This is a genomic window from Litchfieldia stipae (genome assembly GCF_014837155.1).
Classification (GTDB): Bacteria; Bacillota; Bacilli; order Bacillales; family Bacillaceae_L; genus Litchfieldia.
This window is the reverse complement of the sequence record NZ_JACYHA010000002.1, coordinates 227,443-244,425: the sequence shown is the minus strand read 5'-3', so window position 1 is coordinate 244,425 and position 16,983 is coordinate 227,443. Positions and strand designations below refer to the sequence as shown.

Sequence of the window (16,983 nt, the reverse complement as noted above, 5' to 3'; positions counted from 1 at the left end):
TCAATTGAAGAAATGAAAGTGAGAATTGATGCTTCATCGAAACGAGAAAAAGCAGATGTAGTAATAAAAAATGGGAGAATTATTGATGTCTTTACTTCTGACATCATTCAAGCTGATGTTGCAATTACGAATGGTGTGATTGTAGGGATTGGTGATTATGATGGAAAAGAAATCATTGATGCAAAGAACCATTACATCTGTCCATCTTTTATTGATAGCCATGTTCATATTGAATCATCAATGGTTTCCCCTCAAGAATTCGCGAAGGTAGTTTTACCTCATGGTGTTACAACGATAATTGCAGATCCCCACGAAATTGCAAATGTATCAGGAATTAAAGGTATTCAATATATGTTAGACTCCTCAGACCAATTACCACTTAATGTATTCATGATGCTACCTTCCTGTGTACCAGCAACACCTTACGAAAATGCAGGAGCTATTTTAAATGCTTCTGATCTATCCCCACTTTATGATCATCCAAGGGTGCTTGGTCTTGGTGAGGTCATGGACTATCCTTCCGTAGCAAGTGCATCTGAAGATATGCTTTATAAGATACATGATGCGCATTCTAAAGGAAAGAAAATTGATGGGCATGCGGCAGGGCTTGGATCTGATGCAATCAATATATACACAGCAGTAGGCATAAAAACAGATCACGAATCTGTCACTGCTCAAGAAGCAGTTGATCGAATTCGAAGAGGCATGTATCTCATTATCAGACAGGGTTCTGTTGCTAAAGATTTACCCAATTTAATTGGAGTAGTAACGAATCGAAACTCGAGAAGATGTCTTTTTGGAACCGATGATAAACACATCGATGATCTTATTCACGAAGGAAGTATAGACCATCATGTTAGATTGGCGATTCAATATGGTGTTGACCCTATTATCGCTATTCAGATGGCCTCCCTAAATGCAGCTGAATGTTATGGACTAACAGAAAAAGGGGCCATTGCCCCTGGATATGATGCGGATTTTTTAATCATTAAGGACCTTCAGCGTATGGAAATAGATCAAGTATATTCTAGGGGGAAGCTTGTAGCAAAAGAGGGGCGATATTTAGTAAATCATAAAACCACACTTGCTGACATTCCTTCTTCTCTAATTAATAGTGTTCATATACATGATATAAATAAAAGTGATCTTTCAATTAATATAACTACTAAACAAAAAGCCAATATCATAGAAATCATTCCAAATAGTCTGGTGACTAATCATTTGATTGAAGAAGTCACAAGTAATCAGGGACAATTTGTCCCTTCGATCGAAAAAGACCAATTAAAGCTTGTTGTAATTGAACGCCATAGTACGAAAAATAATATCGGTTTAGGTATTGTAAAGGGCCTGAGAATAAAAAAAGGAGCAATTGCGACAACGATTGCTCATGATTCTCACAATCTAATCGCAGCTGGTACTAATGATGAAGACCTAATATTTGCCTCGGAGGAAATGATAAAAATGGGTGGAGGTTTACTTGTTGTTGAAAATCAACAAGTCCTGGCATCACTTCCTCTAACTATTAGTGGGCTACTTTCAGAGCATCGCTTTGAAATAGTGAATGAACAATTAAATGTCATTAATCATGCACTTAATGAAATTGGTGCTTCAGCTGAATTTCATCCATTTTTAACTCTTTCATTTCTTGCACTACCAGTTATCCCAAAGTTAAAAATGACCGACCTAGGTCTTTTTGATGTTACAAAGTTTAAACATATTGAGCTCACTGTAAAATAATTTGTTAAAATCGTTAGCAAATCTTTAAGCTTGCTAGCGTTTTTTTGTTTTGAGAGAAATTATAACAATGAAAATAACATTAAATACAAATGCATCAATAAATTTTGTTTAAAATAACTAAATTCATTTATTAAATTTATCATTATTTACAATGACAAATAATTCTGAAAGATTTAATCTATAAAATAATAACAATGCGTGTTATATTTTGTGACACGAGATATGGATAATCGATAGGGGATGTTATTTATGAGGATTTTGATAAAAGATGCGGAGATCATCACAATGAATATTCAAGATGAGATTGTTTATGGTGATTTATTAATTATAGATGACAAAATTGCAGAAATAGCCCCTAAAATAGAAGAAGTTAATGTTGATAAGGTCATAGATGCAAAAGGTAAAACAGTGATTCCAGGCTTTGTTCATACACATATTCACCTGTGCCAAACGGTATTTAGAGGCCAAGCTGATGATTTAGAATTAATGGATTGGTTGGCAAAGAAAATTTGGCCACTCGAGGCATCACACGATGAGGAATCTCTCTACTATTCTGCGATGCTTGGAATTGGTGAGTTAATACAAAGTGGTACGACATCAATTATTGATATGGAAACCGTTCATCACACAGACTCGGCGTTTAAAGCGATTGCCGAGAGCGGAATTAGAGCAATCTCTGGCAAAGTCATGATGGATATTGGAGAGGATGTACCTAAAAGGCTTATGGAAAGTACATCAAGTTCAATAGAAGAAAGTGTTAGGTTGCTAGAGAAATGGAATAATTACGACGATGGCAGGATCAAATACAGTTTTTGCCCTAGATTTGTCATATCATGCAGTGAAGATTTACTTATACAGGTTCGCGATCTCTCCAAACAATATGATGTGAAGGTTCATACTCATGCATCTGAAAATCTTGGAGAAATTGAAATTGTCGAAAAAGAACGTGGGATGAGAAACATTGTGTATCTAGATCATATTGGTTTAGCCAATCCACGGTTAATCTTAGCGCATTGTGTATGGCTTAATGAAGAAGAAAAAGAAATTCTTAAAAAACGTGGGGTTAAGGTAAGTCATTGCCCAGGATCAAACTTAAAGCTAGCATCAGGTGTAGCTGAAATACCAGATTTATTAAATAGAGACATCTCATTAAGTATTGGTGCAGATGGAGCACCATGTAATAATAATTTAGATATGTTTCATGAAATGAGACTTGCAGCAATCATTCAAAAGCCTCTACATGGTCCAACAGTCATGAATGCAAAGCAAGTATTGAGGATGGCAACTATTGGCGGAGCAAAAGCAATGGGCCAAGAGCACGAGATTGGAAGTTTAGAGGCAGGAAAGAAAGCAGATATTGTTATCATGAATTTGAATGATTTTCACGTCTATCCAAACGTCGATGTTGATCCCATTTCTCGAGTCGTATATTCAGCTACAAGAGCAGATGTTGAAACAACAATTATTAACGGGAAAATTGTGATGGAGAATCGCATCATGAAGACAATCAATAAGGAATTCATCCTTACTGAATCGAACAAATCAATTAAACGTTTATTGAAGACTGCTAATTCATTAATCTATTCATAATCTTGTACTGCTAAAAGGGGGGATCTATACACAGATGAAATACACATACTCAGTATTAGAGCATTTAGCTTCCCGAGATTCAAAATATCTTGCGACCATTATCAATGTCGAAGGATCTTCTTATCAAAAAGAAGGCACCTCTATGGTGTTTAACAAAGATGGATCAAGTACCGGATTGTTAAGTGGTGGATGCCTTGAAGCTGATTTATATGAACGAATTAAGTTACAGGATCCATCCTTTACTTCTTTTTCAACTTTATATGATATGAGTTCTGAAGACGATCTATCTTGGGGGCAGGGAGTAGGCTGTAATGGAACGATTCAAGTCTTAGTTGAACGATTGACTGATCAGTTGAAGCGGCATTTTATCACGCTATCGGCAAAGCTAAACGAAGGCTTTGAAGTAACATTAATCAAAAAGCTAACTGCAAATTATCAATTAGTAGGTTATAGATTTGTTTGTGAAGATGGGACATCATTTGGGACATTAAATGAAATAACTAATTCAGAAAGTAGTTCTTTAACAAAAGAATTCCCTTTTGTTTACTTCAAAGCTTCTCAGTGTTATTATTTCTCACAGCTTTTTTCTCCACCACCTAAGCTTCTGGTTTTTGGTGCTGGACCTGATGCAATTCCTCTAGTTGAACTTACATCAGGAGCGGGCTTTAAGGTGGTTGTATGTGATTGGCGACCTGGATTTTGCAATGAAGATTACTTTCCAAAAGCGCACCAATTAGTCATCGGAAATACGAAGGAATTAATTTGTCAAACAAAGCCAAATAATCATGACTTTGTTGTTATAATGACACATCATTTTCAGAAGGACAAAGAATTAATTCATCAGTTGTTACCAATGAAAGTACGCTATTTGGGTCTGCTAGGATCACTTGCAAGATCACAGCGATTATTAGAGGGGGTTCAGCCGCCTAAGTGGGTTCACTATCCTATTGGCTTGTCCATTCAGGCAAAAGATCCTCATGAAATAGCTATTAGTATTCTTGCAGAATTAATACAAGTGAAGAATAGGAGTACAAAAACTGAGCTGATGAATATATGAACACTAATATTGTTGGCATATACTTAGCAGCCGGAAAAAGCTCTAGAATGGGGTCAAACAAATTAACGTTACCATTTAATTTTGATTCATTAGGGAGTTTTGCTCTATATACTATTCTAACATCCTCAATAAATACAACGATTATAGTAAAAAAAAGGGAAGATAATCTCTCATGGTTAAATCCAATTTTTTATCAAGATTATCTAGTAGCAAAATGGACATATGTATCCTCTCCTAACGCTGAATATGGGCAATCATATTCTTTAAAGGCAGGTCTTGCAGAAGCAAGTAAGTTAAAGCCACATGCTTATATGATTTTTTTAGCTGATCAACCTTTTGTTTCACCATTATTGATTCAAAGTTTACTAGACGAATATACAGCACTAATAAATTCACCTCATTTACATTTTGATTATATTGCAGCTTCAATAGAAGGTGTTATAAAACCACCCATTATCTTCCTAAATCATACTTTACCTATCCTTCAAACAATGACAGGAGACAAAGGGGCACGTCAGCTAATTAACAAAGGGAAATTAAAAGGGAAAGTGATTCAATTTAAGGACGAACGCATGTTTCATGACATTGACACAAAAGAAGATTATGAAATCGCCATTACCTATTTAACTTATTTAAATTGTAAAGAGGGATGATTGTATGCAATATTATCGCAACTTAGCAAAGATACCTGAAGTTGACATTCCCTCTTCATTAGAAGAATGTTGGGAATTGAAACAATTAAAAGCAAATGCCACACTTATTTCTGGTGGGACATTATTGCAGGTTCAATGGGAAACTGGAGCAGTAATTCCAACTAATCTAATTAGTCTTGAATCAATTAAAGAATTACGTGGCATTCAACTAAAAGAAAATAATCATCAAAAAATGATTGAAATCGGTGCTTTAACTACACTTGCAGCATGTGAAAGGAACATCATTCTCAATGAATATGCAAACGTATTGATAAATGCAATAACAGCAATTGCTGCTCCTTCTGTTCGAAACAGGGCAACGATTGGTGGGAATATTTGTAGTGGAGTAGGGGATTCAATCCCAGCATTACTAATATTAAATGCGGAAGTTAACTATTATAACGGCTCAACTATTATAAACATACCATTAGAACAATGGCTCAAATCCCCTGAACTAGCTTACAGGTATCTTCTAACTCATATTGTTATTCCTATCAAAAACAATACGAATCTTGATACCTATTACTTCAGGAAAGTTGGAAGAAGAGAAGCATTTACGGCAGCCCTAGTTAGTGTCGCGATCTATTGCAAATCGGTTGAAGCAAAAGTGAAAGACATTTCTATTTGTATAGGTGGAGGAGACCATATCCCACATCAATTAAAAAATAGTGAATCTTTTATAAAATATAGATTACACGAACAAAGAGATGTAGTTTCTTTGTATCAGCTTATATGTGATGAAATTCAAACATATACTGATGCATTTGCAACAGAGAGTTATCGGAAACAAGTTGCGGCTAATATAATTATGGGATTTCTTACTGAGCAATTTACTTCGAATTAAAGGGGGGAAGTACGATGGAATTGAACCGAGACCAGGCAAAAAAAAGATGGCACAAACGTCCTGATGGAAAAGATAAAGTGACAGGTCATTTAAAATATTTAACCGATCTCTCCTTCCCCGACATGCTCTATGGCAGAATTTTAAGAAGTGAGTATCCACATGCATTAATCCTATCAATTAATACAAAAAAGGCTGAAGAATTGCCTGGTGTAAAAGCAGTTATTACTTCCAAAGATATACCTGGATTGAATGGTTTCGGATTGATTTTTCCGGATCAACCAGTTTTCTGTGATGAATATGTTCGATATGAAGGTGACGCATTAGCTGCCGTTGCTGCTGAAACTGATGAATTAGCTGCCCTTGCCCTTCAACTAATTGAAGTGCGCTACAAACCACTAGAAGTGCTTGACACCCCTGAAAAATCACTATCAAAAGAAGCTACTAATCTACATCCAAGTGGAAATATATTACACAGAGCTGATTATAAAACAACAGATAACGTTGAAATAGAGAAAATATTTGAGTCCTGCTATAAAGTTGTGGAAGAAACATACTATACCCCCCGACAAATGCATGGCTACATGGAGACAGAAGGTGGGGTTGTTGTACCTGGGGTAAACGGTGACATCACCGTCTATGCTGCTACACAGCATGGATTTAAAGATCGTTTTCAGCTTTCGCGAATTTTGAATATAGAAGAGGAAAGAATTAGAGTTATTTCAAGTCCTATCGGCGGATCATTTGGGGGAAAGGATGAATTAAATGTCCAACCATATGCTGCTCTTCTGGCAATTCTGACAAAAAGCCCTGTGAAAATTCATCAAAAGCGGAAAGACTCAGTTATTGCTGGATTAAAACGTCATCCAATGAAAATAACGATGAAAACAGGTGTCCAGACAAATGGTAAAGTTATTGCTCATCAAGTTAGAATCATAGCTGATACTGGCGCTTACGCTTCTTTAGGTCCAGCTGTACTTGATTTTGCAGTAGAGCATGCAACCGGACCTTATATCATCCCATATGTGAATGTTGAAGGTTTATCGGTTTTTACAAATAATGGAGTATCCGGAGAGTTTAGAGGATTTGGAGGAAATCAAATTACCTTTGCCCTGGAATCTCAATTTGATCGAATTGCTGATCTACTGAACATAAGTCAAGTGGAAATTAGAAGGATTAATATCAGAAGAGCAAATGATGCAGGACCATTAGGGCAACGAATTGTTCCTCATAATGGTGCCATTGATGTTTTAAATCATATCAAATCCTCCTCAATCTTAAGCGAAAGAAAAGTCTCATCCGAACGCTGGAAGCTAAAAGGAACTGGCATGGCTATCACGATGCATGGCGGCGGTCTTGGTTATGGTAGACTAGATCCTTCCGGCGGTCGACTATCATTAACAAAAGAAGGAAAGATAGAAATTGCTTTTGGTTTTGAAGAAGTAGGTCAAGGATTACTAGCTTCAATAGAAATTATGTTAACAGAACAATTAGGCTGTAATAAGGATGATATATCAATAATCATTGGTGATACAGACTTAGTTCCACCATCAGGTTCGTCTACAGCATCACGCGCAACAAATATGGCTTGGCAAGGGATTAAGAGAATGAAAGGTCCATGGCAGCAACAATTATTGCAGCTGGTTGAAAAGAAAATTGGAATCAACTCAATGCACCTTACAATTGGACCAAAAGGGATATGGGATAAAAGAAAACTAGATTCTACTGAACCTATTATTTTATATAACCAGCTTCCCAATCTATTAGACGAATTACCAACGATTACAAGTCGTTATGATTTTCCTACAACACCTGACCCTGTCATTGGAGGTCACTTTCTCTATAGCTTCGGTGCTGTAGCAGTAGAAGTTGAAGTTGATATGATCACTGGAAAAGTGAAAGTGAAAGAGCTAGAACATACAATCGCTGCTGGACCAGTTGTGAACCCAATGGGCTACTTAGGTCAAATTGAAGGTGGTGGAGTGATGGCATTAGGTTTTACTTTGATGGAAGATGCAGTAATGAATGAAGGGAAATATGTAACAAGAAACCTTGACTCCTATCTAATGCCGACAATTAAGGATATACCAATTAATACAAAGGTACATGCGATTGAAGAACTAATGGAAGGTGATGAATTTGGTCCTAGAGGAGTAGGTGAGATTGGAACTGTGGCAGTTGCCCCTGCGATTGTAGCAGCTATTCATGATGCAACTGGTTATTGGATTACAAATCTCCCTGTATCTCCTGAAGAAATTCTTTCTCAAATTACACCTGAAAAGGCATTTCAACTTTTTCCTAATAGTGAAGGAGCGGATAATCATGAATATTGAGGGTTCTTTTACACAAACAGGGGAAAAGAGTAAATTAATTAATCTGTCATTTGATGTTAATGGACAACAATATGTGTTGAAGGTTCCAGCAACCTATCGTTTAGTAGATATTCTTAGAAAAGAACTACAATTAACCGGTACGAAAATTTCATGTGAAATTGGTCGTTGTGGCTCTTGCTCGGTATTAATGAATGGACAATTAGTCAATTCTTGTTTGATAATGGCTTACCAATTACAGGAGTCAGAAATTGAAACAATTGAAAACCTCTCGAAAAATGAATTACATCCGATTCAACAGGCGTTTCTTGAGGAAGGAGCACTACAATGTGGATATTGTACTCCTGGTATGGTCATGGCATTAAAATCGTTGTTGACAAATCAGCCTAAGCCGAACTTAGAGGAAGTTTCAAATGCATTATCAGGTAATATATGTCGATGTACAGGATATAACGGAATCATTCGTGCTGTTCATAGATACATCGAGAATTCATAACCAATAGATGTAATTACGAATTAAAGGTGGCAAATGTATGAATCGTTTTGATCTAATTATTAATCATGGCTTAGTCGTAACAGAATCCTATTCTGCAAGATTAAATATTGGCATTAAAGATGGAATCATTGTACAGCTTTCATCTGACACTCTTTCTGCTAATCTAGCAACGAAAACATTGGATGCTACAAACCTAACCATACTACCTGGTTTAATCGATTCACATGTTCATTTTAATGAACCAGGGAGAGAAGAATGGGAAGGGTTTGAAACAGGTAGTAAAAGTCTAGCAGCAGGTGGAGTCACTACTTTTTTTGATATGCCATTAAATAGCAACCCACCTACAACTACTAAAGAGGCTTATTTGCTAAAAAAACAAATGGCAGAACAAAAATCTGTTGTTCATTTTAGGTTATGGGGAGGTCTTGTTCCAAAGAATGTTGATCAATTAAAAGAGCTACAGGAAATAGGTGTAATTGGATTCAAAGCATTTATGTCAGGTAGTGGAATCGACGAGTTTCAGGCATGCAATGATGTTAGTTTACTTCGGGGAATGAAGGAAATTGCGCAAATAGAAGCGATATTAGCCATTCATGCAGAAAGTGAAGCTATTACGAATTTTTTAGCTGATTCATTCTCTCCTAATCAGAAAGTATCGGGTAAAGAGTTCTCTGAATCAAGGCCAATCATTTCTGAAATTGAAGCAGTCCAAAAACTAATCACTTATGCCAAAATAACTGGATGTAGGCTCCATATTGTTCATGTAAGTAGTAGAAAAATAGCTGAAGTTATTAGCCAGGCAAAGAACGAAGGGCTGGATATAACAATGGAAACCTGTCCGCATTACCTTTCATTAACAACGGATGATATTGATGAAAAAGGAGCTATTGCAAAATGTTGTCCACCATTACGTGAACGAGCTGAAGTAGATTCTTTGTGGAAATCAATTATTGAGGATGAGATTGATATTATTGGCTCAGACCATTCTCCCTCCACTCCAGAGTTAAAACAAGGAGAGCTACTTCAAGCATGGGGTGGTATTTCTGGGGCACAAACAACACTACATGTTTTACTAACGGAGGGCTATCACAAAAGAGATGTATCTTTAGAAAGAATTGTCCAACTTACTTCTACAAATCCAGCAAAAAGATTTCAATTATTTCCTCAGAAAGGAACAATAGCAGTAGGAAGTGATGCTGATTTAACAATCATAGACCCTCACTCTTCATTCATGTTAAAGAGGGAAGACCTATTTTATAAACACAAACATAGTCCTTATATCGGAAAAACATTAAGAGGAACGGTGCATTACACTTTGGTAGATGGGAATATTGTTCATAGTTTGTAAAACACCTATTAAGGTGTTTTTTTTGACAACCTCTAAACTTGCTGATATTACTTAGTTTTACATCATTAAATAACTGAATTATTTTAAATTTTTAAAAATAATTCTTTGATTGTGATGAAAGAAGTATTATAGTAGTTACATAACAAAACATTTACAACTTAAGGTAAGGAGTTCTAAAAATGAATGAACAAACGATTGAGATTAATTTAACCACTAACAAAAAAGAAAAACCAAATCCTGAACAATTATCATTTGGCAAAGTTTTTTCCGATCATATGTTTACCTTGAATTATTCAGAGGGAAAAGGATGGCATGATCCAAAAATCATTCCTTACCAGCCTATTTCTTTAGATCCAGCAGCAATGGTATTTCATTATGGACAAACTGTGTTTGAAGGCTTAAAGGCATATCTATCTGAAGAGGGAAAGGCCCTTTTATTTAGACCAACTAAAAACGTAGAACGGTTGAATCAATCAAACCAGCGTCTATGTATTCCTCATATCGATGAGGAACTGGTATTGGCTGGATTGAAAAAATTGGTTGAAATTGACAAGGAATGGATTCCAACAGCTCCAGGTACTTCATTATATATTAGACCTTTTATTATTCCGACTGAAGCATATCTTGGTGTCGCACCATCACAACACTATCAATTTATCATTATTCTCTCTCCTGTTGGTTCATATTACAAAGAAGGAATTAACCCAGTAAAAATACATGTAGAGAATCAATATGTTCGAGCAGTTTCAGGAGGGACTGGGAAAGCAAAAACTGGTGGGAATTATGCGGCAAGTCTAAAGGCGCAAGAAGTTGCTTCTACAAAAGGCTTTTCTCAGGTTCTTTGGTTAGATGGTGTTGAGAAGAAATATATTGAGGAAGTAGGGAGTATGAATATCTTCTTTAAAGTGAATGGAGAAGTAATTACTCCAGCACTTAATGAAAGTATTCTTGAAGGAGTAACTAGAAATTCAGTTATTCAATTACTTAAATATTGGGAAGTACCAGTAGTCGAGAAGAAAATAGCGATTGAGGAACTATTTGAATGGTACTCAAATGGCTTAGTTGAAGAAGTATTTGGCACTGGTACAGCAGCGGTCATTTCTCCAGTTGGTGAATTATCATGGCATGGTGAAAACATCGTCATTAATAACGGAGAAACAGGACCTATTGCAAAGAAGTTATACGACACATTAACAGGTATTCAAAAGGGGGCTGAACCTGATTATTTTGAATGGACGGTAACTGTGGATTAATCGCATTAGAATTTAAAAGGACTAAAACAAGGATGTACCTTATGTTTTAGTCCTTTTTCAGTAATGATTTGGAATTTCCTTATTATTTCGATCGCAAAACTGGAAGGGTACAGCAACGAAAAGATCCACCAGATTTAATGATCTCTGTGATATCTACCTCTATAACATCATATCCTCGCTTTTCTAACTCTTTATTAACATGTTTGTTTACCGGTAAACTAAAGAGCTTCTTATGTCCAATCGATAACACATTTGTTCCAAGCGTAAACTGTTCATCCTTCGTTACTTCAATTAAGTCATAACGTTTTTTTAATATATCAATTTCCTTTATTGTGAAAGCATCAGGATAATATAGTGCTTCATGGTCTGAAATGATATTAAATACACAATCTAAATGTAAAAATTTTTCAATAAATGGAACTGGTATTACTTCATATTCTGGCAGTATTCGTTGAATATGTTCAATTGCATTTCGGTTTGTACGATCACTTACACCAATATAGATCGATTGCCCATCAATAATTACGTCTCCACCTTCAACACGGTCACCAATCAAATTATAGTAGGAGATTTCTTCATCCTCTAACCATTTTTTTAATATATCTTCTTCACCTTTTCGTATGTCACTTGCCATTTCGGCAACAAAAATCGTTTGCCCTAGGGTGAAACCAATATCACGTGTGAAAACTTGTTCAGGATATTTAGAAAGAGAAGGAAGTAGGACAACATCTACACCTTGGTCTCTTAGTGTTCGAACAAACATGTCGTGCTGTTCCATCGCTTTTTCTATATGAATTCCAACATCTTTAAAGTGTTTTTGAGTATCATTAATAACATCTCTAATTGTCATATATTGTGGTTGGCAAAGGATGACTTGATGCAATGGATCGTATTCACTATGACACATAGTTCGTTGATGTTCATTGGTTCTTGTTGACATATTAACCTCCAGTGATTATCTTTTTACTATACAATAGTTTGTCCAAAAGTATTTGCATTATAAAGAAGAGTTATAATCTGAATATCTTGACAATATGGGATTTTCTCGTCATACTATTTAACAATAATCTTAAATCAATGAGAAGGAATAGTAAGCGTCCATTTATGTGTAAGAGAGTGAAGCCATTAGCTGAGAAGCTTCATCACAATAAAAACGCCGAACCTGCCCTTTGAGTCCTATAAAAAAGATAGGCGTTACCCAACGTTACAAGGGGAAAAGTGGGACATATTCGCAATAAAATGCCATGTCCAACTAAGGTGGTACCACGGAAAGCAAAAGCCTTTCGTCCTTAATTATGAGGATGATTGGCTTTTTTATTTGGCTTTTTCTCAAAGTTTGTTGTTTTTGAGATAAATTAATTGAGAATAAATTTCTAGCAGACTGAATAAACTCAAGACTCCCGTGGGATGCGTGGGTCCCCACAGGACGCGGAGTGTATTCAGGCTGCGGGTATTAAAAGCAACAATGTATACGAAACAGCCTTTTATTTTGTAGAGATAGGAGTATTGGGATGGAAAAAAAGCGGATTGTAGTCAAAATTGGAAGTAGTTCTTTAACGAACACTCAAGGCGAAATTGATCATTCTAAGATTCAAGATCACATTCAAGCAGTTGCTAACCTTTGTGATAACGGTCATGAAGTCATCCTTGTCTCTTCAGGAGCTGTTGCAGCTGGATTCAAAAAACTTGGTTATCCATCAAGACCAATCACCTTAAAAGGAAAGCAAGCTGCTGCTGCAGTCGGTCAAAGCTTACTAATTCAGTCGTATATAGATGGATTTAGTCAATTTAAGATTACACCTGCTCAAGTTTTACTAACAAGAGGAGACTTCACAAAAAGAGAAAGATACAAAAATGCGTTCTCAACACTTACTGAACTTTTGGAACGGCGAATTTTGCCAATCATCAACGAAAATGACACGGTTTCAGTAGAGGAATTAACGTTTGGTGATAATGATATGCTCTCAGCACTTGTAAGTGGACTTATTCATGCAGATCATTTAATTATATTAACTGATATTAATGGTCTTTATAATGCGAACCCTAAAGTACATCCTGATGCAAAGAAAATTGACCATTTAACATCTATCAATGCTGATCAACTTCAGGTTGCAGATGGATCTGGTTCGAAGGTTGGAACTGGTGGAATGTATTCAAAAATGGTTGCTGCAAAAACCGCTCTTTCACTTGGGGTGAAAATTTTCATTGGTCAAGGAAAAGGAGAATACAAGCTGTTAGAAATCATTTCTGGTAACGGTGACGGCACATATATTGAATCGGAAAAAGGTGGTTCCATCAATACGAATAAGCAATGGATTGCATTTCATTCAGATGTCTCTGGACGAGTTTTTATAGATAAAGGCGCTAACGATGCTTTACTGCATGCAGGTAAAAGTTTGCTACCTGCAGGAGTTCTCAAGATAGAAGGAGATTTTCATAAAGGAGAAGTAGTAGAAGTATTATTTGATGATCAAATTCTAGGTAAGGGTGAAGTGTATTACTCAGCAAAAGAACTTAAAGTAATGATTAAAGAACGTGATTCGATCTTAAAATCTGATCATTCAAAAGAGGTAATACACCGTGATAAATGGGTGACGTCTACACAATGGGGGGCTCCAAATGAGTGAAGTAAGAGTAAAAGGGTTAAAAGCCAAACAAACAAGTTATTCATTGGTCGGATTAACTACTGAACAGAAAAATATTGCACTGAAGAAAATTGCTGAACAATTGTTGAAAGACAAAGATCAAATTATTATCAGCAATCAATTAGATTTAGATGAAGCTAAACAAAAAGGACTATCAGAAAGCATTCTAGATCGGATTATGTTAAATGAAAAACGAATTAATGATATGGCATTAGCCATAGATCAATTAATTGATCTAAAAGACCCTATAGGAGATACACTTGAAACAATCACTAAGGATAATGGAATGGAAATTTTCAAAAAGCGTGTCCCAATAGGTGTTATTGGTATGATTTATGAAGCAAGACCTAATGTAACTGTCGACGCAGCCACATTATCATTAAAAACCGGAAATGCAGTGATTCTAAGAGGTAGCTCTTCTGCTATTCATTCAAATAAAGTGTTAGTAGCAACAATGCATAAAGCTTTAGAACAAACAAATATCCCTGTTGAAGCTATCCAACTGATTGAAAATACAAGCAGACAAACAGCAAAAGAATTCTTTCATTTAAATCAGTATTTAGATGTATTAATACCTAGAGGCGGTAAAAACTTAATTGAAACAGTTGTAAAAGAAGCAACTGTACCTGTAATTGAAACAGGTGCTGGAAATTGCCATATTTTTATTGATGATACAGCCGACCTTGAAATGACTTCTCAAATTGTATTGAATGGAAAAACACAGCGACCTTCTGTATGTAATTCGATAGAAACATTACTAATCCATGAAGATTGGTTTAATGCACATGGAAAAACCATTCTTCACCAGCTTGAAGAACATGGTGTAACCATCATCGGTGATGAAAATGTGACAGCCATTTACCCGAAGGCTAAACTAGCAACAGAAGAAGATTGGTATACAGAATACTTAGATTTAGTGATAAGTGTAAAAGTCGTAAAAACAGTGGAAGATGCCGTTTTCCATATTAATACGTATGGAACGAAACATTCAGAATCTATTATTACTGAAAATACGAGGCACGCAACAAGTTTTTTAACTCATGTTGATGCAGCTGCTGTTTATCACAATGCCTCAACACGCTTCACTGATGGCTTTGAATTTGGATATGGCGCAGAAATCGGTATAAGTACACAGAAATTACATGCAAGAGGGCCGATGGGTTTAAATGCTTTGACGTCTTCAAAGTTTTTCATTTATGGAAATGGACAAATTCGGGAATAGGTTGAAGCTTATTTCTTGAATGAAATAGACAATTAATGTTACTACTATAAATTAGATGTTACTTACTTGTTAATATCTAAGTATTTGAAGTGATTGGAGAGATGAGAACGTGGAATCCAAAACAAAAACGAAGGAACAAATCATAGAAGCATTTAAATTCAGACATGCCACTAAAAAATTCAACCCAGATAAAAAAATATCTCAAGATGATTTTTCATTTATTTTAGAAATTGGTAGGCTATCTCCAAGTTCAATCGGACTTGAGCCTTGGAAATTCTTAGTGATTGAAGATCAAGCATTAAAGGAAAAGCTGCGTACTGTTTCTTGGGGAGCGCAAGGTCAACTACCTACAGCAAGCCACTTTGTCATTATTCTGGCAAGAACTATTAAAGATGTGAAATATGACTCTGACTATATAAAGAATCATATGCTTAATGTTAAGAAATTTCCTGCTGAATTACTTGATCAAATCAAAGAACGCTACAAAGTTTTTCAGGAAACTGATACAAAAATCTTAGAAACTGAACGAACGATTTTTGATTGGTCTTGTAAGCAATGTTATATTGCACTTGGTAACATGATGACTGCAGCTGCTCAAATTGGCATAGACTCTTGTCCGATGGAAGGGTTTGATTATGAGGCAGTTACTTCAATTCTAGAAGAACGAAATTTATTAGAGGATGGGCATCTAGGTGTTGCAGTGATGGTTGCTTTTGGATACAGAGAAGAAGAACCACGTCCAAAAACAAGGAAAGAACTAAGTGATATTGTAGAATGGGTTTAATTTAAGGTTGAAATGATGTAAGGAGCTTACGTCCCGAAGGTGTAAGCTCCTTGTTTAAAAGGAGGGTTTAAAGTTGAAGCTAAGTATTTTAGATCAAGCCCCAGTTCTAGAAAATGAAACTGCAGAGCAGGCTTTAAAAGAAGCAATTAAGCTTGCGCAAATGGGAGATGCACTAGGTTATCATCGTTATTGGTTAACAGAGCACCATAATTTTATCAATTTAGCCAGCTCCTCACCTGAGGTTTTATTAGCTGCTATTGGAGCTAAGACAAAAAGAATTCGAATTGGGTCCGGAGCAACACTTCTTCCTCATTATAAACCTTACAAAATCGCTGAAACCTTCAACACGTTGGCAGCACTTTTTCCTAACCGTGTAGATTTAGGATTAGGTAGAGCGCCTGGTGGGTCAGCTGAAGCTACGATGGCTTTATCTGAACAATTTTTACTAGAAGTCTATAAATTTCCTGAAAAAGTGAAAGAACTGAAGCATTTCATTCATCAAACATTCCCACAAGAACACCAATATTCTTCGGTGTTGCCAATACCTATTCCACAACAGAAGCCAGAAGTATGGATTCTGGGAACTAGTCAAAAAAGTGCAATTCTTGCAGCTGAAATGGGAATGGCTTATGCATTTGGGCAATTCATGAGTGACCAAAGTGGAGTAGAAATTCTATCGCGATATAGAGAAGAATGGAAAGTTAGATATGGTAATATGAAGATTTCACAAACAAATATTACTGTCAATGTAATTTGTGCCAAAACAACCGATAAAGCGAAAGAGATGATCAGCACATTGTCAGAGGATATGAAAGAGAATATGACTCAACAAAAAACAATAGTAGGAGATCCCCATGTTGTACAAGAAGAGCTAGAGGAATTAAAAGAAAAGTATCAAACAGAAGAAATCATGATCAATACACCTGCAAGGTCATATGAGGAACGATTACTTTCCCTTCAACTTATAGCAGACAAACTACTGTGAAAA

At 36.0% G+C, this 16,983-nt stretch carries 14 protein-coding genes and 1 other annotated feature; of the genes, 13 read left to right on the top strand and 1 reads right to left on the bottom strand.

The features are described 5' to 3' along the window. Positions 1–12 precede the first annotated feature (12 nt). From ade to F7888_RS03295, 9 genes are all read left to right on the top strand, one after another. Positions 13–1,737, top strand: coding sequence for an adenine deaminase (gene ade / locus F7888_RS03335; RefSeq protein WP_191777457.1), 1,725 nt, complete (start codon positions 13–15; stop codon positions 1,735–1,737). A gap of 249 nt (positions 1,738–1,986) precedes the next feature. Further along, positions 1,987–3,327 carry a 5'-deoxyadenosine deaminase gene (locus F7888_RS03330; protein ID WP_191777173.1) on the top strand — a complete coding sequence of 447 codons (1,341 nt, stop codon included), beginning with the start codon at positions 1,987–1,989 and terminating at the stop codon, positions 3,325–3,327. Between the two features lie 34 nt (positions 3,328–3,361). Beyond that, the gene (locus tag F7888_RS03325) at positions 3,362–4,384 is read left to right on the top strand and encodes an XdhC family protein (protein ID WP_191777171.1); all 1,023 of its coding nucleotides are present in this window, start codon (positions 3,362–3,364) and stop codon (positions 4,382–4,384) included. Next, entirely contained in the window at positions 4,381–5,037 is a 657-nt protein-coding gene (locus F7888_RS03320) for a nucleotidyltransferase family protein (protein ID WP_191777168.1), read from the top strand. Before F7888_RS03325 ends, F7888_RS03320 begins: the two co-directional genes overlap by 4 nt. A 4-nt stretch (positions 5,038–5,041) precedes the next feature. Next, on the top strand, positions 5,042–5,920 hold the full coding sequence (locus F7888_RS03315; RefSeq protein WP_191777166.1) for an FAD binding domain-containing protein: 879 nt from the start codon (positions 5,042–5,044) through the stop codon (positions 5,918–5,920). A gap of 14 nt (positions 5,921–5,934) precedes the next feature. After that, positions 5,935–8,250, top strand: a complete 2,316-nt coding sequence (gene pucD, locus F7888_RS03310) for a xanthine dehydrogenase subunit D (protein WP_191777164.1) — start codon at positions 5,935–5,937, stop codon at positions 8,248–8,250. After that, positions 8,240–8,743 (top strand): (2Fe-2S)-binding protein, encoded by a 504-nt coding sequence (locus tag F7888_RS03305; protein WP_191777162.1) that lies wholly within the window; start codon positions 8,240–8,242, stop codon positions 8,741–8,743. The genes pucD and F7888_RS03305 overlap by 11 nt, the downstream gene beginning before the upstream one ends. Before the next feature lie 37 nt (positions 8,744–8,780). Beyond that, positions 8,781–10,091, top strand: coding sequence for an allantoinase AllB (allB, locus tag F7888_RS03300; RefSeq protein WP_191777160.1), 1,311 nt, complete (start codon positions 8,781–8,783; stop codon positions 10,089–10,091). Positions 10,092–10,270: 179 nt separating this feature from the next. Beyond that, a complete protein-coding gene (locus F7888_RS03295) occupies positions 10,271–11,344 on the top strand; it encodes a branched-chain amino acid aminotransferase (RefSeq protein ID WP_191777159.1) in 1,074 nt (357 codons plus the stop codon). A gap of 82 nt (positions 11,345–11,426) precedes the next feature. Here F7888_RS03295 and F7888_RS03290 read toward each other — a convergent pair whose 3' ends face one another. Then, positions 11,427–12,284, bottom strand: a complete 858-nt coding sequence (locus tag F7888_RS03290; protein ID WP_191777157.1) for a dimethylarginine dimethylaminohydrolase family protein — start codon at positions 12,282–12,284, stop codon at positions 11,427–11,429. A gap of 128 nt (positions 12,285–12,412) precedes the next feature. Then, positions 12,413–12,638: a binding site (T-box leader), on the top strand. Positions 12,639–12,855: 217 nt separating this feature from the next. Between F7888_RS03290 and proB the strand changes: the two genes are divergently transcribed. From proB to F7888_RS03270, 4 genes are all read left to right on the top strand, one after another. After that, positions 12,856–13,971 carry a glutamate 5-kinase gene (gene proB, locus F7888_RS03285; RefSeq protein ID WP_191777155.1) on the top strand — a complete coding sequence of 372 codons (1,116 nt, stop codon included), beginning with the start codon at positions 12,856–12,858 and terminating at the stop codon, positions 13,969–13,971. Next, complete coding sequence (locus F7888_RS03280; protein WP_191777153.1) at positions 13,964–15,211, top strand: glutamate-5-semialdehyde dehydrogenase; 1,248 nt, start codon at positions 13,964–13,966, stop codon at positions 15,209–15,211. The genes proB and F7888_RS03280 overlap by 8 nt, the downstream gene beginning before the upstream one ends. Positions 15,212–15,320: 109 nt before the next feature. Further along, positions 15,321–15,995 (top strand): NAD(P)H-dependent oxidoreductase, encoded by a 675-nt coding sequence (locus F7888_RS03275; protein ID WP_191777151.1) that lies wholly within the window; start codon positions 15,321–15,323, stop codon positions 15,993–15,995. Between the two features lie 73 nt (positions 15,996–16,068). After that, the gene (locus tag F7888_RS03270; protein WP_191777149.1) at positions 16,069–16,980 is read left to right on the top strand and encodes an MsnO8 family LLM class oxidoreductase; all 912 of its coding nucleotides are present in this window, start codon (positions 16,069–16,071) and stop codon (positions 16,978–16,980) included. Positions 16,981–16,983 lie beyond the last annotated feature (3 nt).